Origin of the sequence: Pseudomonas lutea, from assembly GCF_000759445.1 — a bacterium.
In the GTDB taxonomy this organism is placed as follows: domain Bacteria; phylum Pseudomonadota; class Gammaproteobacteria; order Pseudomonadales; family Pseudomonadaceae; genus Aquipseudomonas; species Aquipseudomonas lutea.
Genome location: NZ_JRMB01000001.1, coordinates 2,526,701 through 2,547,536, shown reverse-complemented (window position 1 = coordinate 2,547,536; position 20,836 = coordinate 2,526,701). Strand labels below are relative to the sequence as shown.

General features: G+C 58.6%; 18 protein-coding genes and 2 pseudogenes. 9 read left to right on the top strand and 11 right to left on the bottom strand.

All coding sequences use genetic code 11. From position 1 onward, the window contains the following. The first annotated feature begins 193 nt into the window (after positions 1-193). Both ybaK and LT42_RS10925 read left to right on the top strand, forming a co-directional pair. Positions 194-664: a Cys-tRNA(Pro) deacylase gene (gene ybaK / locus LT42_RS10930; protein ID WP_037012302.1), complete on the top strand. Its 471-nt coding sequence runs from the start codon at positions 194-196 to the stop codon at positions 662-664. A 108-nt stretch (positions 665-772) separates the two neighbouring features. After that, entirely contained in the window at positions 773-1,561 is a 789-nt protein-coding gene (locus tag LT42_RS10925; protein ID WP_037012300.1) for a PhzF family phenazine biosynthesis protein, read from the top strand. Between the two features lie 84 nt (positions 1,562-1,645). Here the strand turns inward: LT42_RS10925 and LT42_RS10920 are convergent, their stop codons facing one another. Both LT42_RS10920 and argF read right to left on the bottom strand, forming a co-directional pair. Continuing rightward, positions 1,646-2,725 (bottom strand): ABC transporter ATP-binding protein, encoded by a 1,080-nt coding sequence (locus tag LT42_RS10920; RefSeq protein ID WP_037012298.1) that lies wholly within the window; start codon positions 2,723-2,725, stop codon positions 1,646-1,648. After that, entirely contained in the window at positions 2,722-3,642 is a 921-nt protein-coding gene (gene argF, locus LT42_RS10915; protein WP_037012296.1) for an ornithine carbamoyltransferase, read from the bottom strand. The genes LT42_RS10920 and argF overlap by 4 nt, the downstream gene beginning before the upstream one ends. Positions 3,643-4,091: 449 nt before the next feature. On the opposite strand from argF, the gene LT42_RS10910 reads away from it, so the two are divergent. The 3 genes and pseudogenes from LT42_RS10910 to grxD all read left to right on the top strand — a co-directional run bounded on the left by LT42_RS10910 (position 4,092) and on the right by grxD (position 7,102). After that, complete coding sequence (locus LT42_RS10910; protein ID WP_037012294.1) at positions 4,092-4,394, top strand: hypothetical protein; 303 nt, start codon at positions 4,092-4,094, stop codon at positions 4,392-4,394. Between the two features lie 146 nt (positions 4,395-4,540). Next, positions 4,541-6,656: pseudogene (locus LT42_RS10905) on the top strand (molybdopterin oxidoreductase family protein). Positions 6,657-6,772: 116 nt separating this feature from the next. Beyond that, entirely contained in the window at positions 6,773-7,102 is a 330-nt protein-coding gene (gene grxD, locus LT42_RS10900; protein WP_037012293.1) for a Grx4 family monothiol glutaredoxin, read from the top strand. 70 nt (positions 7,103-7,172) lie between these two features. Here the strand turns inward: grxD and bfr are convergent, their stop codons facing one another. The 4 genes from bfr to pyrC all read right to left on the bottom strand — a co-directional run bounded on the left by bfr (position 7,173) and on the right by pyrC (position 10,568). Next, positions 7,173-7,649, bottom strand: coding sequence for a bacterioferritin (bfr, locus tag LT42_RS10895; protein ID WP_037012292.1), 477 nt, complete (start codon positions 7,647-7,649; stop codon positions 7,173-7,175). 200 nt (positions 7,650-7,849) lie between these two features. Next, positions 7,850-8,068, bottom strand: a complete 219-nt coding sequence (locus LT42_RS25270; RefSeq protein ID WP_081955349.1) for a bacterioferritin-associated ferredoxin — start codon at positions 8,066-8,068, stop codon at positions 7,850-7,852. A 779-nt stretch (positions 8,069-8,847) separates the two neighbouring features. Further along, positions 8,848-9,525, bottom strand: a complete 678-nt coding sequence (rnt, locus tag LT42_RS10890; protein WP_037012290.1) for a ribonuclease T — start codon at positions 9,523-9,525, stop codon at positions 8,848-8,850. Continuing rightward, entirely contained in the window at positions 9,522-10,568 is a 1,047-nt protein-coding gene (pyrC, locus tag LT42_RS10885; RefSeq protein ID WP_037012289.1) for a dihydroorotase, read from the bottom strand. Before pyrC ends, rnt begins: the two co-directional genes overlap by 4 nt. A 143-nt stretch (positions 10,569-10,711) precedes the next feature. Here pyrC and LT42_RS10880 point away from each other — a divergent pair, with 143 nt between their 5' ends. Then, the gene (locus LT42_RS10880) at positions 10,712-11,713 is read left to right on the top strand and encodes a flagellar protein MotY (protein WP_052075227.1); all 1,002 of its coding nucleotides are present in this window, start codon (positions 10,712-10,714) and stop codon (positions 11,711-11,713) included. Positions 11,714-11,843: 130 nt separating this feature from the next. Beyond that, positions 11,844-13,061 (top strand): argininosuccinate synthase, encoded by a 1,218-nt coding sequence (locus LT42_RS10875; protein ID WP_037012287.1) that lies wholly within the window; start codon positions 11,844-11,846, stop codon positions 13,059-13,061. 162 nt (positions 13,062-13,223) lie between these two features. Here the strand turns inward: LT42_RS10875 and LT42_RS10870 are convergent, their stop codons facing one another. Continuing rightward, positions 13,224-13,772 (bottom strand): hypothetical protein, encoded by a 549-nt coding sequence (locus LT42_RS10870; protein WP_052075226.1) that lies wholly within the window; start codon positions 13,770-13,772, stop codon positions 13,224-13,226. Positions 13,773-14,922: 1,150 nt separating this feature from the next. On the opposite strand from LT42_RS10870, the gene LT42_RS10865 reads away from it, so the two are divergent. Beyond that, entirely contained in the window at positions 14,923-15,549 is a 627-nt protein-coding gene (locus LT42_RS10865) for a response regulator transcription factor (RefSeq protein ID WP_037012286.1), read from the top strand. 105 nt (positions 15,550-15,654) lie between these two features. Here LT42_RS10865 and LT42_RS10860 read toward each other — a convergent pair whose 3' ends face one another. From LT42_RS10860 to metG, 4 genes and pseudogenes are all read right to left on the bottom strand, one after another. Further along, positions 15,655-15,837 carry a PA3496 family putative envelope integrity protein gene (locus LT42_RS10860; protein WP_037012284.1) on the bottom strand — a complete coding sequence of 61 codons (183 nt, stop codon included), beginning with the start codon at positions 15,835-15,837 and terminating at the stop codon, positions 15,655-15,657. A gap of 105 nt (positions 15,838-15,942) precedes the next feature. Beyond that, entirely contained in the window at positions 15,943-16,581 is a 639-nt protein-coding gene (gene nth, locus LT42_RS10855; RefSeq protein ID WP_037012283.1) for an endonuclease III, read from the bottom strand. After that, positions 16,581-17,426 (bottom strand): annotated as a pseudogene (gene rsxB, locus LT42_RS10850) (electron transport complex subunit RsxB); the annotation flags it as partial. The gene nth and the pseudogene rsxB, both read right to left, overlap by 1 nt. A gap of 64 nt (positions 17,427-17,490) precedes the next feature. After that, entirely contained in the window at positions 17,491-19,539 is a 2,049-nt protein-coding gene (metG, locus tag LT42_RS10845; protein WP_037012281.1) for a methionine--tRNA ligase, read from the bottom strand. A 181-nt stretch (positions 19,540-19,720) separates the two neighbouring features. On the opposite strand from metG, the gene apbC reads away from it, so the two are divergent. Beyond that, positions 19,721-20,815 carry an iron-sulfur cluster carrier protein ApbC gene (gene apbC, locus LT42_RS10840; RefSeq protein WP_037012279.1) on the top strand — a complete coding sequence of 365 codons (1,095 nt, stop codon included), beginning with the start codon at positions 19,721-19,723 and terminating at the stop codon, positions 20,813-20,815. The last annotated feature ends 21 nt before the right edge of the window (positions 20,816-20,836 follow it).

Genomic DNA, 20,836 nt, shown 5'->3' with positions numbered 1-20,836 from the left:
AAGCGGATATTCGTATTCGAAAAAATATAGACGTAAACGAACCTTGTCAAAGGTCGAAAATGAACGCTGCCGAGTCATGCTTCCAGCCGCCGATATTAGTGGATAACGCCTTCAGGAATGCAGGCATTTCGATAACCGATGGCCTAAAGTGTGGGCAGCTAACAAGAAAGTGTCTGGTCGTCTGGAGTGCTGCATGACCCCTGCATTGGATTTACTGAAAAAGGTTCGCGCCGAACATCGCGTGCACAGTTATGAGCACGACCCCAAAGCTGCGTCATATGGGCTGGAGGCGGCGGAAAAGCTCGGTCTGGCCCCTGCCCAAGTGTTCAAAACGCTCCTGGCCAGCACGGAAAAAGGTGAGCTGCTGGTCGCCGTGGTGCCGGTCGTGGGCTCGCTGGATCTGAAAGCGCTGGCCCATGCTGCGGGTGCAAAAAAGGCAGAGATGGCCGACCCGGCCGCCGCGCAGCGAGCAACAGGCTATTTACTGGGCGGTATCAGCCCGCTGGGGCAGAAGAAACGGTTGCGTACCTTTATTGATGAGTCTGCCCAACCGTTCGCTACCATTTATGTCAGCGCTGGTCGACGCGGCCTTGAAGTCGAGCTGCCGGCCGCAGTACTTGCAGAGCACACCGGTGCGAGCTTTGCCCGGATTGGTCGCGAATGATCAGCAGGGCTTGCCAGAAATGTCTGGCCTTTACATGCGGCACTGTTCGTCGCCTTTCTGCGGCAACCGCATCGGGTTGCCGCTTTCCTTCACTCGGGGATGCCTTCCATGCAGCTTGAATTCCACCAGGTCGACGCGTTCACCGACCGTTCCTTCGCGGGCAACCCGGCGATGGTCTACCGCCTCGACGCCTGGCTTTCCGACCAGTTGATGCAGCAGATTGCTGCCGAGCACAATTTGTCTGAAACCGCGTTTCTGGTTCGCGAGGCACAGGGCTGGCACATTCGCTGGTTCACCCCGACCCATGAAGTGCCGCTGTGCGGGCACGCGACGTTGGCCAGCGCCTTTGTGCTGTTCGAAAAGTACGGAGAGAAGGCCGAGGTCATCCAGTTCATCGGCAAGTCCGGCCCCCTGAGCGTAAGCCGCGATCACAACCGGCTGATTCTGGACTTTCCCTCCATGCCGCCCAGTGAACTCGGTGTGACGGTGGAGATAGAGCGTGCTCTGGGCATTGAAGTGGTGGACGTGCTTGGCGCTGCGGAGCTGCTGGTTGTGCTGGAGTCCGAGCAGGCGGTCCGTGACTGCAAGCCGGACTTCGCCGCCATTGCCCGTCTGCCCTGGCCCGGCGTGATCGTCACCGCCAAGGGTGATGGTGTGCGTTACGACTTCGTCTCACGCTATTTTGCGCCAGCCATCGGCATCAATGAGGACCCTGTCACCGGGTCGACGCACTGCAGCCTGATCCCTTACTGGTCTGCACGTTTGAACAAGTTCAGTCTGACCGGTTATCAGGCGTCTGCGAGGGGCGGGGAGTTGTTCTGCCGGCTGGAGGGCGACCGCGTCAAAATCGGCGGCCATGCAACTCTGGTCGCCAGCGGCACGTTGATGCTGGGATGACGTGAGGCCGCTGCGGATGGTGCCGGGGTTCTGATCGCTCTCAATTTGATCCGAGAGGACGTTCAGGTCGCTTTCAAGCTGCTTTCAGACCGCTACATCGTGATGCAACGGCACGCTGCCCGAGGCCGGAAACAGGACCAGGTGTTCGGCTGAGACTTGGAAGCCGACCTGATCGCCGGGGCGCAAGTCTACGTGGCTGGGGAATAACGCCTCCAGCTGCGTGCCGGTCGGCAGTTGCAAGCGGTAGAGGGTGGCTGCGCCTTGGAATGTCAGGCTCGCCACGCGGGCTCTGATCGGGCTGTCTGGCGCATAGACGATGTCGTCAGGGCGTAACAGTACGTCCATCGGCGTCCCGCGCGCGCCTGCATAGGCCCGATTACCCCTCAGCACGCCCAATTCGGTTTGCACCGATTCGGCGTCGATCATCTGGCCGCGGATGAAGTAGCCCTGGCCTACGAAACTGGCGACGTAAGGCGTGGCCGGCTCGTGATAAAGGTTGTAAGGCGTGTCCCATTGTTCCAGCCGACCGTTTTTGAAGACCCCGACGTGGTCGCTCACCGCGAACGCTTCTTCCTGATCATGGGTCACCAGAATCGCGCTGGTGCCCCGGGCCTTGAGGATGTCTCGAACCTCGTGGCTCAGACGACGGCGCAACTCGCCATCCAGATTGGAGAAAGGCTCGTCGAGCAGTAACAGCTGCGGCTCGGGTGCCAGCGCTCGGGCCAGCGCCACCCGCTGTTGTTGACCGCCAGAGAGCTCATGGGGATGACGTTTGCCCAGCGCGCCCAGATTGACCAGTTCGAGCATCTCCTCAACCACCTGCTTCTGGCGCGGGTGATTACGGATGCCGAAGGCAATGTTGTCGGCGACAGTGAGGTGCGGAAACAGGGCGTAGTCCTGAAACACCATGCCGATCCGGCGCTTCTCCGGTGCGAGCGTAAACCCGGCCCTGGAAATGACTTCACCCGCCAATGTGATCTGCCCCTCATGCACTGGCTCGAATCCGGCGATGGCGCGCAGGGTAGTGGTCTTGCCGCAGCCCGAGGACCCCAGCAGGCAGCCGATGTCGCCGGCATTCAAGTGCAGATTGAGATTCTGCACCACCCGTTGGTCCTCATAGCCACAGGCCAGATGATGCAATGTCAGGAGCAGGGGATGACTCATGCCGGGGTGTAGGCCGGAGCCACCAGGAATTCGAGCAAAGCCTTCTGCGCATGCAGGCGGTTCTCTGCCTGATCCCAGGCAACCGAGCGTGGGTCATCGAGCAGGTCAACGCTGATCTCTTCACCACGGTGGGCTGGCAGGCAATGCATGAAAAGCACGTCAGTGGCGGCCCGGTCGAGCATTTCACGGTTAACCTGAAACGGCTTGAACAACGCCAGACGCTTGGCGGCTTCTTCTTCCTGTCCCATGGAGGTCCATACATCGGTGCTGATCAGATGCGCACCTTTGACGGCTTCGTAGGGATCGCGGGTCAAGGTCACGCGGTCACCGGCCAGGGCGAGGAACTGCGCGCTGGGTTCGTAGCCCTCGGGGCACGCGACGCGCAGCTGAAAGTCGAACTGGATCGCCGCTTCTATATAGCTGTTGCACATGTTGTTGCCGTCACCGATCCACGCCACGGTTTTGCCCTGGATAGAGCCCCGGTGTTCGAGGAACGTTTGCATGTCCGCCAGCAGTTGACACGGGTGAAGGTCATCGGACAGGCCGTTGATTACGGGCACGCGCGAATGGGTGGCGAACTCGATGAGGTTGCTGTGAGCGAAGGTTCTGATCATCACCGCATCGACCATCCGCGACATGACGCGCGCGCCGTCGGCAATGGGTTCGCCACGGCCAAGCTGGGTGTCTCGGGGCGAGAGAAAAATGGCCTGCCCGCCCAGTTGGATCATCCCGGTTTCGAACGAGACCCGTGTGCGCGTCGAGGATTTCTCGAAAATCATCGCCAGGATGCGGCCGCGCAAGGGCTCGAACAGAACGCCTCGGTTTCGCAGGTCCTTCAGCTCAACGCCGCGACGAATCACCCCGACCAGCTCAGCGGGGGTGTAGTCCATCATCGAGAGAAAGTGCCTTGCGCTCATTATTAACTACCTTGTCTGCAACAGACCGCAGATCCTCAAAGCCGGGTTTTTTCAGAAAAACGGGCGAGACCTGCGGCGTAAGCCGCACGGGGCGACGAATAGGGAAGGCGCGAGGGTATAAGAAAATGTCGCCTGATGCCAAGGGGCGCCTGGACGGAATTGAGTGTTCGGACGTTCGGTAGCCTGAAACCGGCGTTCTCAGGACGCTTTTCATGTAACGAAGTGCTACAGTTCCATGTCATCGACGGCCATTCGCCATCGCATGTATCCTGCTCGGCCAGCCTTCCTTCACGCCAATTGGCGCTGTCGGGATTGCTGCCCGATCCGTAATAGTCGCAAACCACTGCGCAGCCTTATGCGACACGCTTCACGCCGCGGAAACCCGGACGTTTCCTAAACCATCGGCGTGGGTTATAAAGGCCGCTTATGTCCTCCAAAAGAGGTGGGGAATGGATTCAAAAGAGCAGCAATTGACGGAACTTCTCGGCCTTACGGCTCGAACCCTTACGCACCTCACGGCTTCGATGACCTCGATGTCGTTCGAACTGATGCGCAGCGAAGATGAAGTCACACGTTCTGCGGGGCGCCGCATGATCGACCGCATGGCAACCATCAGCGCCGGCCTTGACGAGCATTGGCGGCTGATTGGCGAACTCACGGGGGTCCAGCTCTCGCAAGAGCAGATCGAGACAGTCCATGAGGTACAGATGCAGCGCAAAGTGGTCACCCCTATCGGCGGCTCCGCTTCCTGAATAACGCTTCATAATCAGGCGGGCTATCGGCTCGCCTGATGCCGCTCGATTCACGGCAGTGACACCTCTGGCGCATCCGCATGACGAGTCTCATAGTTTTGTATCCGCGATCACGCTGATCGCCCTATAAAAACTCGAGACTGGCGATGACCAAGACTCTCCACCACCGTGCCTGCCATCTGTGCGAGGCGATTTGCGGCCTCACCCTCGAAACCACCGTGCAAGACGATGCCACCACCCTGATCACCTCGATCAAGGGCGATGCGCAGGACACCTTCAGTCGCGGGCACATCTGCCCCAAAGCCGTAGCGCTGCAAGATATTCAGAACGACCCCGACCGCCTTCGCCAGCCCATGCTGCGCAACGGCAATGACTGGGAACCGATCGAATGGCAGGCCGCGTTCGATCTGATCGCCCGGCGGCTTTCCGAGATTCAGGCGCTTCATGGCCAAAACGCGGTGGCGGTGTATCAGGGCAATCCCAGCGTGCATAACTATGGGCTAATGACCCACAGCAACTATTTCCTCGGGTTGCTGAAAACGCGCAATCGATACTCCGCCACTTCCGTGGACCAACTACCCCACCACTTGACCAGCCACCTTATGTACGGCCACGGCCTGCTATTGCCGATTGCCGATTGCCGACATCGACCATACCGATTTCATGCTCATCCTTGGCGGTAATCCGCTGGCATCCAACGGCAGCATCATGACTGTCCCGGACGTTGAAAAACGGCTCAAAGCAATCCAGGCGCGCGGCGGCAAGGTGGTGGTTGTTGATCCGCGCCGCAGTGAGACCGCAGCCATCGCCGATCAGCACCTGTTCATCCGCCCCGGCGGCGACGCAGCGTTTTTGTTTGGCGTGTTGCACACCCTGTTTGCCGAACGCCTAACCCGAGAAGGCCACTTGCCCGTCGATGGCCTGGACATCGTGCGCCAGGCTGTCGGCGCGATGAATGCAGAGAGCATGAGCCCACGCTGCGGCGTACCCGCCGAGCAAATCCGGCAAGTGGCGCGCGACTTTGCAGCCGCTGAACGCGCAGTGTGTTACGGACGCATGGGCATCTCCACCCAGGCGTTCGGCACGCTGTGCCACTGGCTGGTGCAACTGATCAACCTGGTGACCGGCAATCTCGATCGCGTTGGTGGTGCCCTGTGCACCGAACCCGCGCTGGATCTGGTGGCCTCCACTTCCGGCGGCAGTTTCAACCGCTGGCAGAGCCGCGTCTCGCAGCTGCCCGAGTATGGCGGCGAACTCCCTGTGTCGGCGCTGGCCGAGGAAATGCTCACGCCAGGCGAGGGGCAGGTGAGGGCGCTGATTACAGTCGCCGGCAACCCGGTGCTGTCGACACCCAACGGCCGTCAGCTTGATACCGCGCTGGCGTCGCTGGAATTCATGGTTTGCGTGGATTTGTATATCAACGAGACCACCCGACACGCGGATCTCATCCTGCCCTCGACGTCGGCGCTTGAGAACGACCACTACGACACCACCTTCAACATGTTCGCCGTGCGCAACGTGACCCGCTTCAACCGCGCCATTCTCGCCAAGCCGCAGGGTGCGCTGCACGACTGGGAGATTTTCGTCGGACTTGCCGAAGCGTTCGCGCGCATCACCGGGCGCGAGCTAAAGCCTACGATACCTCCGGCGCAGATGGTGGACAGGGGGTTGCGTGCCGGGTTCTACGGCGATGGGTCGCCGCTGAAGTTGTCCCTTGCCACACTGGCGAACCACCCCCACGGCCTGGACCTCGGCGCGCTCAAACCGAATCTCGCCGCACGCCTCAAGACCGTCAACGGGCGCATACAGGCAGCACCGCCCGTGATCCTCGCCGATCTCGCCCGTTTCGCTGTGCAGCCGTTGCCCAAGGTCGACGAGCTGGTGCTCATTGGCCGGCGACATGTGCGCAGCAACAATTCATGGATGCACAATTATCATCGTCTCGTGAAAGGCAAGCCGCGGCATCAATTGCTGATGCACCCTGACGATATGGCAAGTCGCGGTTTGATCGACGGACAGCAAGCCAGAGTCAGCTCAAGGGTGGGGGCGATTAAGGTTCAGGTAATGAGCAGCGCGGAGATGATGCGCGGTGTCGTCAGCTTGCCTCACGGCTGGGGTCATGGCCGTCCCGGGGTGAAAATGGACATCGCCGCTGCCCAGCCGGGGCAAAGTGCCAATGACCTGACCGACGAGCGAGCCCTGGATGCGGTCTCGGGAAACGCTGTACTGAACGGCGTCCCGGTCACTGTCGCAGCGGCATGACGCCCATCATATTTGTCAGGGCGATTATGGCCAGGTCCGAGCGTTATGCCGGGGAATCGTTTAGAATGCGCCACCGTGTCGACATATACAGTCGTAAAGTTTAGCCGAGGTGCTCCATGGATATTATCGAAACGATCAAAGATCAGATTGCCAGCAACACCGTTCTGCTTTACATGAAAGGCGCTCCGAATGCCCCGCAGTGCGGCTTCTCGGCCAAGGCTTCTCAGGCGCTGATGGCGTGCGGCGAAAAGTTCGCATACGTCGATATCCTGCAGAACCCGGAAATCCGCGCCAATCTGCCGAAGTACGCCAACTGGCCGACTTTCCCGCAACTGTGGGTAGACGGTGAGCTGGTCGGCGGTAGCGACATCATCACTGAAATGCAGGCTGACGGTTCGCTGCAGAAGCTGGTGAAAGACGCTGTTGCGAAGAACACCACTGCCTGATTAGGGCAGTCGTAAAAAAGCCCCGCTCTCTGCCGAGAAGCGGGGCTTTTTATTGGGTAAGGGGCTGAAATCAGCCTTCCTCGCCCATCTGCGACTGCAGGTAATTTTCGATGCCGACCTTGTCGATCAAACCCAGCTGGGTTTCGAGCCAGTCGATGTGCTCTTCCTCGGATTCGAGGATATCTTCCAGCATCTCGCGGCTGCCGAAGTCGCCCACGGTTTCGCAATGCGCGATAGCGGCCTTCAAGTCAGCATGACCCTTGCGCTCGATCCGCAGGTCGCACTCCAGCATCTCTTTGGTGTGCTCGCCGATCAGGATCTTGCCCAGGTCTTGCAGGTTGGGCAGGCCTTCCAGGAACAGGATGCGCTTGATCAGCTTGTCAGCGTGTTTCATTTCGTCGATGGATTCGTGGTACTCGTGCTTGCCCAGCTTGTTCAGGCCCCAGTCTTCGTACATGCGTGCATGCAGGAAGTACTGATTGATCGCGACCAGCTCGTTACCGAGGATCTTGTTGAGATGCTGGATGACTGTGATGTCGCCTTTCATGATCGGGTCCTGTCGAAGGTATAGGTAATACAGACGGCAAGTCTGAGCCCCGTCTATAAGTCTGTCAAACCTAAGTTATTGAATAATAAGTGAAAATAAATAGGAATAAGAATGTTTGTGTTCCGCATCTTGTCGCTAAGCAATTGAATTAAAGGCATAAAAAAACCGGACAGGGTCCGGTTTTGTAGAAAACTCTTGGATCAAGCGGCTGAAAATTCTGCGGGATAGGCAAGGTGAGCGTGACTGCTTTGCAGCTCGGTCAGGGTTTCCCGGACGACTTCTTTCGCCAGGCAGGCGCATTTCCCGCATTTACTGGCGACACCCAGGGTCTCGCGAACGTCACGATAGCTGCAGCATCCGTCCATGATTGCTTCACGGATTTGTCCGTCGGTCACACCTTGGCAGAGGCAAACATACATATAAGAAACCGTCGCTGAGTGATTGGCTCAATGCGACGGATACTAATGTTAATGAGAATGCTTGTCAAAACTACTCAGCGTTGTTCATGTGACGGCCGATGAGTGGTCGGCTGCGGCAGTGAGGAGTTCTGCCTAACGGCAGAACTGTTTCGCCTTCGGCGAGTTACTTGGAAAAGCACCCCAAGTAACCAAGGGTGCCTGCTCCCGGTTGGGCCCTTCCTTCGTCAGGGTTCCTTCACTTCGGTCTCGCTCCGTGGGCCCGCGCCGAACGGACATCCATGTCCTGACGGCGCTCTCGCCGCATCCATGCGGCTCGACCCACTCCGCGAGAACTGCGTTCAGCCTGCACCCAAGTCGCGTTCTGCGGTGACTGAGCCTTTTGCGTAAGAAGATCAAGAGCGGATCAAGAGGAGATCAAGAGCAGATCAAGAGCAGATCAGAAGCAGTACAAGAGCTTCCCGGCTGAAGCCGGTCCCACGGGTTATACGCGACGTGCTTTTTAGTGGGACCGGCTTCAGCCGGGAAGGGCCAGTCGGGACGCTGAACGTCGTTTGATCGTTCCCGCGCTCTGCGTGGGCATGCATCCTGTGACGCTCCGCGTCACCCGTAGCCGGTCTCGCTGAATGCACGCGCTGCTTTTAGTGGGACCGGCTTTAGCCGGGAAGGGGCCGGTCCGGGCACTGACGGAGTTTGAGCCGATCACTGCCTTTCGATCTCCGTCCCATAAAAAAACCGGCCACTTAGGCCGGTTCATTCATTCATTGCACAGCGACATCGACTCAGTCGTTGAAGTCGTGCCAGCCGCCCATTTCTTTCCAGCGGTTGACGATGCCGCAGAACAGTTCGGCGGTCTTCTCTGTGTCATACCGGGCGGAATGCGCTTCCCGGCCGTCGAAGTCGATGTCTGCCGACTGGCACGCTTTTGCCAGGACAGTCTGGCCATACGCCAGGCCCGCCAGAGTAGCTGTGTCGAAGCTGGAGAACGGGTGAAACGGATTACGCTTCATGTCCAGCCGCGCAACCGCTGCGTTGAGAAAGCCCAGATCGAAGCTGGCATTGTGACCGACCAGAATCGCGCGCTTGCAACCGTTAGCCTTCAGCGCCTTGCGGATGCCACGAAAGATATCCGTCAGCGCCGTTTCTTCACTCACCGCCATGCGCAGCGGGTGATCCAGCTTGATGCCGGTGAACTCAAGAGCCGCCGCTTCGATGTTGGCGCCTACAAAAGGCTCTACGCGGAAAAAATAGGTATGGTCCGGGAACACAAAGCCTTTCTCGTCCATGCCGATCGTCGTAGCAGCGATTTCGAGCAACGCGTCGGTGGCGCAGTTGAAACCGCCTGTTTCAACGTCGACTACAACAGGCAGGTAGCCGCGGAAGCGGGCCGCCATAGGGTGCCGGGAGCCTGTACCGCCGCCGGAGCCTTCCTGCTCGTCTTCGTAATGTTCTTCACTCACGCGTGTTCCTCCAGCAGACGCCAGCGCAGTGTTTCACCGGCGCGCAGCGGGATAACGGAAAGCTCGCCAAACGGCAGGCTGGCGGGTGCCGTCCACTCGTCACGAACCAGGGTAATGGTGTCGGTGTTGGTCGGCAGGCCATAGAAAGCCGGGCCGTGCAGACTGGCGAAACCTTCGAGCTTGTCCAGCGCATTGCGCGACTCGAACGCCTCGGCGTAGAGCTCGATGGCGGCATACGCGGTGTAACAGCCGGCGCAGCCGCAGGCCGCTTCTTTGGCGTGCTGCGCATGCGGTGCGGAATCGGTCCCCAGGAAGAACTTGCTGCTGCCGCTGGTGGCAGCATCGAGCAGGGCAACCTGATGAGTGTTGCGCTTGAGAATCGGCAGGCAGTAGAAGTGCGGTCGAATCCCGCCCACCAGCATGTGGTTACGGTTGTACAGCAAATGATGGGCTGTAATGGTAGCGCCCACATTAGCCGACGCCTCATTAACGAACTGCACGGCGTCAGCGGTGGTGATGTGTTCGAACACCACTTTCAACGTCGGAAAACGCTCGACGACACGACGCATGTGCTCATCGATGAAAATCTTTTCGCGGTCGAACACGTCGATGTCACCGCGGGTGACCTCACCGTGAATGAGCAGCGGCAAGCCGGCTTCAGCCATGGCTTCCAGGACCGGGAAGATCTTGCCGACGCTGGTCACCCCGGAATCGGAGTTGGTGGTAGCGCCTGCCGGATACAGCTTGGCGGCATACACAAACCCGCTGGCCTTGGCGGCATGAATTTCTTCGGGCTGCGTCAGGTCGGTCAGGTAAAGCACCATCAGTGGCTCGAAGCGGCTGCCTTGCGGGCGAGCGGCAAGGATACGCTGGCGATAGGCATCCGCTTGCTCTGCGTTGCGTACCGGGGGCACCAGGTTCGGCATGATGATCGCGCGGCCAAAAGTGCGCGCTACGTCCGCGACGGTGTGAGGCAAAACAGCGCCATCTCGAAGATGGATATGCCAGTCGTCGGGGCGCAGAAGGGTCAGGCGTTCGGACATTGGGAATTCCAGGCGGGTCAAACTCGCGGGAATGCTACCGGAAAAGACTCTTCCAGGCACCCGCTATCAAGTTTTGCAGGAACTAACCGATAGCCACGTGTAAGTCATAAATCTTGTTATGCGTGAATTTAGTGGAGCCTCCCGTGCGCCAGCGATATCTAGCCCTGCTCAGCGCGTTTGCCAGCCTGCCGGCCATGGCGCTCACTTTCCAGACCCGTCTGGAGAATATTGAGTGGAAGGTGGAAGGCGACCTGTTCGAATGCAGACTGACGCAGCCCATCACCGACTTCGGTGCAGGTGAGTTCGTGCGGCGCGCGGGCGAGCAGTCGACATTCCGGCTGAAGGCAAATGGTTACAGTCTGGCGTCCGGGTCCGCAACCTTGATTGCTGCTGCGGCGCCATGGCAGCCGGGGCGCAGTGATCTCAACCTTGGCGCGGTAAAGGTCGGCAACGGCGAGATTCCGTTCAACACCAATCAGGCCCAGGCCTCACGTTTGATTGCAGGACTGATGGAAGGCCGCAGCCCGGTCATTCGTCACGCATTGCGTGATGGTGGCGGCGCGATGGAAGTTCGCCTTCTGCCAGTCAAATTCAGCAAGGCTTACGGCGACTTTCAAGCGTGTACGGCCAAGTTGCTGCCGATGAATTTCGATCAGGTGCGGCAATCAGAGATCGGCTTTCCGGGTGGCGGCATCGAGCTGGACGCGTCCGCCAAACGCAAGCTGGATACCGTCCTCGCTTATATGAAGGCGGACCCGACGGTTAATCACATCGAACTCGACGGCCACTCCGATAACAGCGGCAACCGGCTGACCAACCGCGATCTGTCACGACGTCGCGCGTTGTCGGTCATGGACTATCTGAAAGCCCAGGGCGTGCCCGAGGAGCAGATCACCCTGCGCTTCCACGGCGAGCAATACCCATTGGCGCCGAACACCAACAATGCCAATCGGGCGCGCAATCGGCGGGTCAATATTCACCTGGACCGAGTGGCGCAGCAGCCTGTTGCGGTGCCGCCAGCCGCTGCGCCTGCCACACCTGCACCTGTCCCCGTGCCGGCGCCATCGCCCGCACCCGCTGCCAACTCAGGCCCGGCGACAGCGCCGGTTACGGCCGCGAACGCCACGCCAGTAAAACCCCTGTGATGACGGTTGCCCAGGTCGTTTGACTGACAGAATCTGTCGCTTTGGCATCAGAAGCTGTCGCGACACTGTAAATTCCCCTGCGTGAACGGTAGACTCGTCGGTTTTCCGTACAACGCGTTGGAGTGATGGCATGGCGGACGTAAACAAGGTAGTTCTCGCGTATTCCGGTGGCCTGGATACATCGGTAATCCTCAAGTGGCTACAAGATACGTACAACTGCGAAGTGGTGACGTTCACCGCTGACCTGGGTCAGGGCGAAGAGGTCGAGCCTGCGCGCGCCAAGGCTCAGGCCATGGGCGTCAAGGAAATCTACATCGACGACCTGCGCGAAGAGTTCGTACGCGACTTCGTCTTCCCGATGTTCCGCGCCAATACCGTCTACGAAGGCGAATACCTGCTGGGGACTTCGATTGCCCGTCCTCTCATCGCCAAACGCCTCATCGAAATCGCCAACGAAACAGGTGCCGATGCGATCTCCCACGGTGCCACCGGCAAGGGGAACGACCAGGTGCGTTTCGAACTGGGTGCATACGCGCTCAAGCCTGGCGTGAAAGTCATCGCACCGTGGCGCGAGTGGGACCTGCTGTCACGCGAGAAGCTGATGGACTACGCCGAGAAACACGCGATTCCAATCGAGCGCCACGGTAAAAAGAAATCTCCGTACTCGATGGACGCCAACCTGCTGCACATCTCGTATGAAGGCGGCGTGCTGGAAGATACCTGGACCGAGCACGAAGAAGACATGTGGCGGTGGACCGTTTCGCCGGAAAACGCGCCGGATAAAGCGCAGTACCTTGAGCTTACCTACCGCAACGGCGATATCGTGGCGCTGGACGGCGTCGAGATGACCCCTGCCACTGTACTTGCGACGCTCAACCGCATCGGCGGCGAGCATGGCATCGGTCGCCTGGATATCGTCGAGAACCGCTACGTCGGCATGAAGTCGCGCGGTTGCTACGAAACCCCGGGCGGCACCATTATGCTCAGGGCTCACCGGGCGATCGAGTCGATCACTCTGGACCGCGAAGTGGCTCACCTCAAGGATGAGCTGATGCCCAAGTACGCCAGCCTGATCTACACCGGGTACTGGTGGAGTCCGGAGCGCCTTATGCTGCAGCAAATGATCGATGCTTCTCAGGCGCATGTAAACGGCGTTGTGCGCCTGAAGCTCTATAAAGGCAACGTGATCGTCACCGGCCGCAAGTCCGACGATTCACTGTTCGATGCCAACATTGCGACGTTTGAAGAAGACGGCGGCGCTTACAACCAGGCCGACGCAGCGGGCTTCATCAAGCTCAACGCATTGCGCATGCGCATCGCCGCAAACAAGAACCGCAAGTTGTTCTGACTGCCGGTCTGAACACGTGCGGCCCCTTTGCGGCCGCACGTGTTACTCGCGCCTCCCAGCGCTATCAATTGCTCCTGCCAGCTGCCCCAGCTGGACTAACGACCGCCAGCCTCCTGGCTTGCGAAAGCAAACGTCTCTTTCATCCGAATCCCTCTCATACGATCACGTTGGCTGATTGTCCTCTTGGCTGGCGTTACCCGAGTCTTTTTGCAAAGTTGTTTTAAACTCGAATCGATAGGCTTTGCCGATGTCCCATACATCGCGCACGCTCAGCCCTAACAGTTGCGCGATTTCAGGCACGGTATAGCCCAGCGCCGAATAATGCATGGCATGCCCGGCCGTGGCATCGTTCAGGGTCGCCACACCTCTCGTTCGATTAGGGCGAGCCCGCCGAACAGGCTGGCAACACCGTATCTTGAGGCCGTTTTCGCTCGCCAGTCGCTTGATCTCCCTCTGGTTCATCCGCAGCGAATACTGCAGCGCAGCAACGCCGGCGCCCTTTGCCACCAGACCTCTGAGCAGATCGACCTTTGCGCATAGCTCGGCTTCGGGATCAGCCTCTCTGGCAGTTCTTGATGCCTCGGCCTCCCGCGACTCTCCTTCGGCGATCACCTTGATGACGCCACCTTGAGACACGTAGTGCTCGACCGCCTCGGCGAGCTTTTCAGGGGCACTGCTGACGTCGATGGAATATTTTATTTTCTTGGTCATGGTGGGTTCCTTTGAATGCACCGATCTAAACAAATCTGCAGGCGGGCACAGCGTGGCCCGCAAGAGCGTTTAAACGTTGGATGATGTCTTCATGCGGATAAAATGTGCGCGCACATCGCTGCTTCAAGTACGCCTGCCTTATATCCGCATATAGGGTTATTGCGATGAGCGTCAGGAACTAATAAGGGTTGCGCTATATGGATGCCCAAAAAGCAACGACTGGTAATAGGTTTGGCAAGTAAAAAGCCAAAAAATAACGAGTTTGTTTTTTTATATCTGTCCGAAAACTATTGGGCGGTAATATCAGTCCGTTAGTTATGTAGTATTTTTCTGGAAACGCAAAAAAATGCTGGATGTTATTGTCGGGTTGCTATTACGTGAGTGGCGGACCCGCCCTGTATTTAAACTTCATACGTTATGAGGCCTTGGTTGTTCTTCGGCTGGTGTTCTGCTGGACGGATCCCGGAAGATGGTCATTCGAGATAGAGAGGGGTATTCAATTCACGGAGAGTGTTGAAAGTTGCGTTTGTGTGTTGGGAAATTTCTGAGGCCTCTGTAGGTTATTTCGAGTGCTCGATATGTAATAGAACACGTCCACAGGGCCAGTCTATTTGTACCAAGTGTGTGCGTGTCACAGTTACAGGCCTGCTCTGCAATACTTTCTGATTTTTGTTTGCTGGCGGCCCGCCGAGATGGGCATATGCTGAGGCGCTACCACACACACACACACACACACACACAGCGCCGATGCGCCGTGGCAGAACGCGTCATGCCCTTCCTCAAAAAGGCGGCCGCGTCTTTCATGAGAAAGGGCGCCAGGGACGCTTTGCACTGTCACGGGTTTTCCATCAGAGGTACCCAGGACTGACCAGCTTCCGACACGCCTCATATACTCGGACATGTATGGCGTCTTCAGGCTTTAAAACAAATTACCACTTGCGATCTCAGGAATAATGCTGTCAGGTACTGAGGAACAATTGATCATCGTCATAAATAGCGCGGATAGGGCAGGTTTTGTAGGATTTTTCTGTTGGTTGAGTGAGAAAGGTCTTTGCCTGCCAGTCTGCAGGGAGGAGCGCCATGCAAAGCACTAAACGACTAAGCTATTGTGCGGGCTCTGAAAATTCGAACAGCGAAGAATGGACTGCTCATGAATAAAGTGTTGATCGTGGATGATCACCCTGTCATTAGGCTCGCCGTACGCATGTTGATGGAACGTCATGGCTACGAAGTCATTGCCGAGACGGATAACGGCGTGGATGCGCTGCAGTTGGCGCGCGAGCATTTGCCGGATATTGTCATTCTGGACATCGGCATTCCCAAACTCGACGGTCTTGAGGTCATCGCCCGATTGTCGGCAATGACACTGGCGTTCAAGGTGCTGATACTCACCTCACAGGCGCCCGGGCATTTTTCAATGCGCTGCATGCAGGCCGGTGCCGCAGGCTACGTCTGCAAACAGCAGGATCTCACCGAGTTGCTCAGCGCCATCAAGGCCGTGCTCTCGGGCTACAGCTATTTTCCGAATCAGGCGCTGCATACCGTGCGCTCCAGTCTTGGCAACGCCAGTGAAGCGGAGATGGTCGATCGCTTGTCGGGCCGCGAGATGATGGTGTTACAGCAGCTGGCGCGTGGAAAGACCAATAAGGAAATCGCCGACGGGATGTTTCTGAGCAACAAGACCGTCAGCACCTACAAAACGCGTTTGTTGCTGAAGCTCAATGCCCACTCTCTGGTCGACCTCATCGAGCTTGCTCAACGCAACGGGCTGGTGTGATGACAGGGGCGCGCGACAGGTTGCGCAGCGGTCCAATCGGTCTGCGCCTGCAACGCCGGCCTCTTCGGGTTGAGAGGCCGTCAGGCAAGCCGTCGCAGACGTCACTCAGAGGTCGAAATCGTAATCCGCCAACTGCCGTTGCAAGCGGCGTTCTTCCAGCAGGTTATCAATGGTTCGGCGCTTGCTGAGGTTGGTTTTGGCGGTTTCAACCGGGACGGGCGGCGTTTCATCCGGTTCCTCTACGACGAAGTCGTCGTCAACCTCGATTGTGTCTTTTTCATCGCTCATGAATCTGCCCCAGGCGTGAACGGTCGTTGGCGCCTCTTATAGCGACAAACCCGGAGCGGGTAAAAAAGATTTTTTTAATCGATCACGGGCCTATGGCGCTATTGATCAATCGTCCGAGGTCTTTGCCTTGTACTCGCACAAGTCTTCGATACGGCAGCTGCCACACCTTGGCTTGCGCGCTATACAGACGTAACGGCCGTGCAGAATCAGCCAGTGATGCGCATCAAGCAGGTAATCTTTGGGCACGAATTTCATCAATTTGTGCTCCACTTCCACCACGTTCTTCCCCGGTGCGATCCCGGTGCGGTTGCTGACTCGGAAGATGTGCGTATCGACGGCCATTGCCAACTGGCGAAACGCCGTATTCAACACGACGTTTGCGGTCTTGCGGCCCACGCCGGGCAGGGCTTCGAGCGCTTCGCGGGTCTGCGGCACCTCACCCCCGTGCAATTCAACCAACAGGCGGCACGTCTCAATCACGTTGCGTGCCTTGCTGTTGTAAAGACCGATCGTCCTTATGTAGGAAGACAGCCCTTCAACCCCCAGCGCATAGATGGCCTGAGGCGTATTGGCGACCGGGTACAGCCGGGCCGTAGCCTTGTTGACGCTGACGTCAGTGGCCTGGGCTGAGAGAATGACAGCGATCAGCAACTCGAAAGGCGTGGTATAGGCCAGTTCGGTTTTGGGGTCGGGGTTGTCTTCGTGCAGGCGGCGGAAGATCTCAAGGCGTTTTGTTGCATTCATGGAGTAGGCGGTTCCTGAGCCGGCACAGCGGTCTGGCTTTGCAGTTGCGCCAAGGCGTATTCCGCTTCTTCAAGTCCGCGTTGCAGTTGCACGAGCTGTGCGGCTTGTTCGGCGATGGGTGGATGACCGAAAGCTTTCAGCGACTTCAGCAATTGAGCCCTGCTCATGGCGACCTGCGCGCGAGCCTGTTTCAGAGCAGCATCGCCGCCCGTCTTTGGCTTCGCGCGTATGCGCTCAAGGGCCGCCTGTGCAGGTCCCGGTTGCGTAGCGACAGGCACTGCGGTCCTTTGCAGTCGCGCCTGACGCTCGGCCTGGCGATGCTGATCCTGGCGATGCAGGCGAGCGGTACGAGCCTCGTAGCGCTGTCGCGCGCGATTTCGTCTGACGTCCCTGGCGGCACGTTGCCCGTGACCTTCGGCACTGTCGCCAGTGAGCGACACGGAGGTTGCCGACAATGGCAGCAGATCAATGCAATCGACCGGGCAGGGGGCTACGCACAGGTCACAGCCGGTGCATTCCTGAACGATGACAGTATGCATCAGCTTGGCGGCACCCATGATGGCGTCCACCGGACAGGCCTGTATGCACTTGGTGCACCCGATACATTCCGCTTCGCGAATGAACGCGACCTGCGACGGTGCGCTGCCACGTGCCAGATCCAGCTGCAGCACAGGCACATCCAGCAGGCGAGCCAGTGCGGCGATGGTCTCGTGGCCACCGGGCGGACATTTGTTGATGGCTTCGCCTTGGGCAATGCCTTCGGCGTACGGCTTGCAGCCTGGGTGGCCGCATTTCCCGCATTGGGTTTGCGGGAGCAGGGCGTCGATGCGCTGAATCAGGCTCATGCTCGGACCAGGTCGACGACCCCAGCGGGCCGTCGACTACGTTCAGGGGTAACCAAAGACAGGATTATTTGATGCGCTGACCGGGTTTGGCACCGCTGTCGGGGCTCAGCAGGTAGATTTCTTCGCCGCCGGGGCCTGCCGCCATGACCATGCCTTCGGAAATGCCGAAGCGCATTTTCCGCGGTTTCAGGTTGGCGATCATCATCGTCATACGCCCTTCCAGCTCGGCTGGGTTGGGGTAGGCGCTCTTGATACCGGAGAACACGTTGCGCTTCTCGTCACCGATATCCAGAGTCAGACGCAGCAACTTGTCGGCTCCCTCTACATGCTCGGCCTTCTCGATCAGCGCGACGCGCAGGTCGATGGCTGCAAAGGCGTCGAAATCGATCTCCGGGGAGAGCGGATCTTTCGCAAGTTCTCCATTGCCCTGTGGGGCGGCGCCCGTGTCAGTGGCGCTGGCGGCGAGGTCTTCCTTCGATGCGTCGGTCATGGCTTCCACCTTGGCAGGGTCTATACGTGTCATCAACGGCTGGAACGGGTTGAGCTGATGATCGCTCAACAGGGTCTGGTGATCGTCCCAGTTCAATGGCGCCACGTTAAGAAACAGCTCGGCGTCGGCTGCAAGGTTCGGCAGTACCGGCTTGAGGAAGATCACCAACTGACGGAACAGGTTGATGCCCAGAGCGCAGATCGCCTGAACCTCGTCATGTTTGCCTTCCTGCTTGGCGAGCGACCACGGCGCCTTGTCGGCGATCCAGGCGTTTGCGCGGTCGGCCAGCGCCATGATTTCCCGCATTGCCCGGGCGAAGTCGCGGGCCTCGTAGGCTTCGGCAATGCTCGGCGCTGCTGCATGGAAAGCGTCGGTCAATTCGGGCGCTGCATTTCCGGCTACCAGCAGCCCGGCGTTGCCTTTCTGGATGAAGCCCGCGCAGCGGCTGGCGATATTCACCACTTTGCCGATCAGGTCGGAGTTGACCTTCTGCACGAAGTCTTCAAGGTTCAGGTCCAGATCGTCGACGCCACGGCCCAGTTTGGCTGCGTAGTAGTAGCGCAGGTATTCCGGGGACAGATGCTCAAGGTACGTGCGCGCCTTGATGAAGGTGCCCCTCGATTTCGACATCTTCTGACCGTTGACTGTCAGGTAGCCGTGGACGTTGATGCCGGTCGGCTTGCGGAACCCTGAGCCTTCGAGCATGGCCGGCCAGAACAGCGCGTGAAAATTGACGATGTCCTTGCCGATGAAGTGATAGAGCTCGGTGGTCGAGTCCTTGCGCCAGAATGCGTCGAAATCCAGCTCCGGTCGGCGCGCGCAGAGGTTCTTGAAGCTCGCCATGTAGCCAATTGGAGCATCCAGCCATACATAGAAATACTTGCCTGGCTCATCGGGTATTTCGAAGCCAAAGTAAGGCGCATCGCGTGAGATGTCCCACTGCTGTAGGCCTGAGTCCAGCCATTCGGACAGTTTGTTGGCCACGGCGTCCTGCAGTGTGCCGCTGCGCGTCCAGCTCTTGAGCATGGCGTCAAAGGCAGGCAAGTCGAAGAAGAAATGCTTCGAGTCGCGTAGCACTGGGGTCGCACCGGAAATCGCAGACTTGGGGTCTTTAAGGTCAGTCGGGGCGTAGGTGGCGCCGCATTTTTCGCAGTTGTCGCCGTACTGGTCTTCCGTGCCGCATTTGGGGCAGGTGCCTTTAATGAAGCGGTCGGCCAGGAACATTTTCTTTTCCGGGTCGAAATATTGGGTTACCGAACGGGTGGCGATGTGGCCGGCGTCGCGCAGACGGGTGTAGATCAGGCTCGACAGTTCACGGTTTTCATCAGCGTGGGTCGAATGGAAATTGTCGAAGTCCACCAGGAAGTCGGCAAAGTCGGCACTGTGTTCGGCCTGCACGTTGGCGATCAGTTGCTCTGGCGTGATGCCTTCTTTTTCGGCGCGCAGCATGATGGCCGAACCATGAGCGTCGTCCGCGCAGACATAGATGCACTGATTGCCGCGGTGCTTCTGAAAGCGCACCCACATGTCGGTCTGGATGTACTCGAGCATGTGGCCCAGGTGGATGGAACCATTGGCATAGGGCAGGGCGCTGGTGACGAGAATCTTGCGTGGCTCGGACATTGGGCTCGGCTACTTGAAGTGAAACGGAGGTCGGCCACTATAAAGGCCTGAGCGTTTTTTTTCATCCCGCGCAGCATGTGGGAATCTGCCTATCAACCTGAAAGGGCAGCTCATTGCGCTCTTGCCTGGCAGACAAGGTAGGATGGCCGCCTGTTTTATCAGTCTTTTTAGGGAGTCAGCCATGAGCGCAGTCAATCGCGCAACGGTGGAAGCGGTCCTTCGCCAGTACACCGATCCTTATCTGAATCAGGACCCTGTCAGCGCGAGATGTGTGCGCGCTATCGAAATCGACGGCGGCAGCGTCAGCGTGCATCTGGAGCTCGGCTATGCCGCAGCGCTGTTCAAAAATGGCTGGGCGCAGACGCTGCAGATGGCCATTGAGGGCCTGGATGGCGTCGCATCGGCCAGCGTGCAGATAACGACAGTCATCCGGCCCCACAAGGCAGTAGGGCAAATTCCCGGCCTGGCCAACGTGAAGAACATCGTTGCCGTGGCCTCGGGGAAAGGCGGCGTTGGTAAATCGACGACCGCGGCAAATCTTGCCTTGGCACTGTCTCGCGAGGGCGCTCGTGTCGGTATTCTGGACGCCGATATTTACGGGCCCAGTCAGGGGGTCATGTTCGGCATTGCCGAGGGCACCCGCCCGAAGATCAAGGACCAGAAGTGGTTCGTCCCGATAGAAGCCCACGGCATTGAAGTGATGTCCATGGCGTTTCTGACCGACGACAACACCCCGATGGTCTGGCGAGGGCCGATGGTTTCCGGAGCCCTCCTTCAGCTGGTGACCCAGACCGCGTGGAATGATCTGGATTACCTGGTGATCGATATGCCCCCTGGTACCGGCGATATTCAGCTGACTCTGGCGCAGAAAGTCCCGGTTGCCGGCGCGGTGATCGTAACGACCCCACAGGACCTCGCATTGCTGGACGCGAAGAAAGGCGTGGAGATGTTCCGCAAGGTCAACATTCCGGTGTTGGGCGTTGTGGAAAACATGGCGGTACACATCTGCTCCAATTGCGGGCATGCGGAGCATTTGTTTGGCGAGGGCGGTGGGGAGAAGCTGGCAACTCAGTACGGCGTCGAACTGCTGGCATCGCTGCCCCTGTCCATGCTGATCCGGGAGCAGGCCGATGGCGGCAAGCCCACTGCGATGGCCGAGCCCGAAAGTCAGATTGCGATGGTGTATCAGGAGCTCGCTCGCCACGTCGGCGCGCGTATCGTACTGCAGGAATCGGTATCCGCCCCCATGCCCGACATCTCTGTAAGCGACGATTGATCCGCCCAACCTGAGCGTTGT

What these genes read in the sequence shown, in the direction of transcription:
- LT42_RS10870 (WP_052075226.1), bottom strand. Translation starts at nt 13,772, where the DNA reads ATGACCAAGAAAATAAAATATTCCATCGACGTCAGCAGTGCCCCTGAA.
- argF (WP_037012296.1), bottom strand. Translation starts at nt 3,642, where the DNA reads ATGAGCGCAAGGCACTTTCTCTCGATGATGGACTACACCCCCGCTGAG.
- metG (WP_037012281.1), bottom strand. Translation starts at nt 19,539, where the DNA reads ATGTCCGAGCCACGCAAGATTCTCGTCACCAGCGCCCTGCCCTATGCC.
- LT42_RS10860 (WP_037012284.1), bottom strand. Translation starts at nt 15,837, where the DNA reads ATGAGCGATGAAAAAGACACAATCGAGGTTGACGACGACTTCGTCGTA.
- grxD (WP_037012293.1), top strand. Translation starts at nt 6,773, where the DNA reads ATGGATATTATCGAAACGATCAAAGATCAGATTGCCAGCAACACCGTT.
- apbC (WP_037012279.1), top strand. Translation starts at nt 19,721, where the DNA reads ATGAGCGCAGTCAATCGCGCAACGGTGGAAGCGGTCCTTCGCCAGTAC.
- bfr (WP_037012292.1), bottom strand. Translation starts at nt 7,649, where the DNA reads ATGAAAGGCGACATCACAGTCATCCAGCATCTCAACAAGATCCTCGGT.
- LT42_RS10865 (WP_037012286.1), top strand. Translation starts at nt 14,923, where the DNA reads ATGAATAAAGTGTTGATCGTGGATGATCACCCTGTCATTAGGCTCGCC.
- LT42_RS10925 (WP_037012300.1), top strand. Translation starts at nt 773, where the DNA reads ATGCAGCTTGAATTCCACCAGGTCGACGCGTTCACCGACCGTTCCTTC.
- LT42_RS10920 (WP_037012298.1), bottom strand. Translation starts at nt 2,725, where the DNA reads ATGAGTCATCCCCTGCTCCTGACATTGCATCATCTGGCCTGTGGCTAT.
- ybaK (WP_037012302.1), top strand. Translation starts at nt 194, where the DNA reads ATGACCCCTGCATTGGATTTACTGAAAAAGGTTCGCGCCGAACATCGC.
- nth (WP_037012283.1), bottom strand. Translation starts at nt 16,581, where the DNA reads ATGAATGCAACAAAACGCCTTGAGATCTTCCGCCGCCTGCACGAAGAC.
- LT42_RS10910 (WP_037012294.1), top strand. Translation starts at nt 4,092, where the DNA reads ATGGATTCAAAAGAGCAGCAATTGACGGAACTTCTCGGCCTTACGGCT.
- LT42_RS25270 (WP_081955349.1), bottom strand. Translation starts at nt 8,068, where the DNA reads ATGTATGTTTGCCTCTGCCAAGGTGTGACCGACGGACAAATCCGTGAA.
- LT42_RS10875 (WP_037012287.1), top strand. Translation starts at nt 11,844, where the DNA reads ATGGCGGACGTAAACAAGGTAGTTCTCGCGTATTCCGGTGGCCTGGAT.
- pyrC (WP_037012289.1), bottom strand. Translation starts at nt 10,568, where the DNA reads ATGTCCGAACGCCTGACCCTTCTGCGCCCCGACGACTGGCATATCCAT.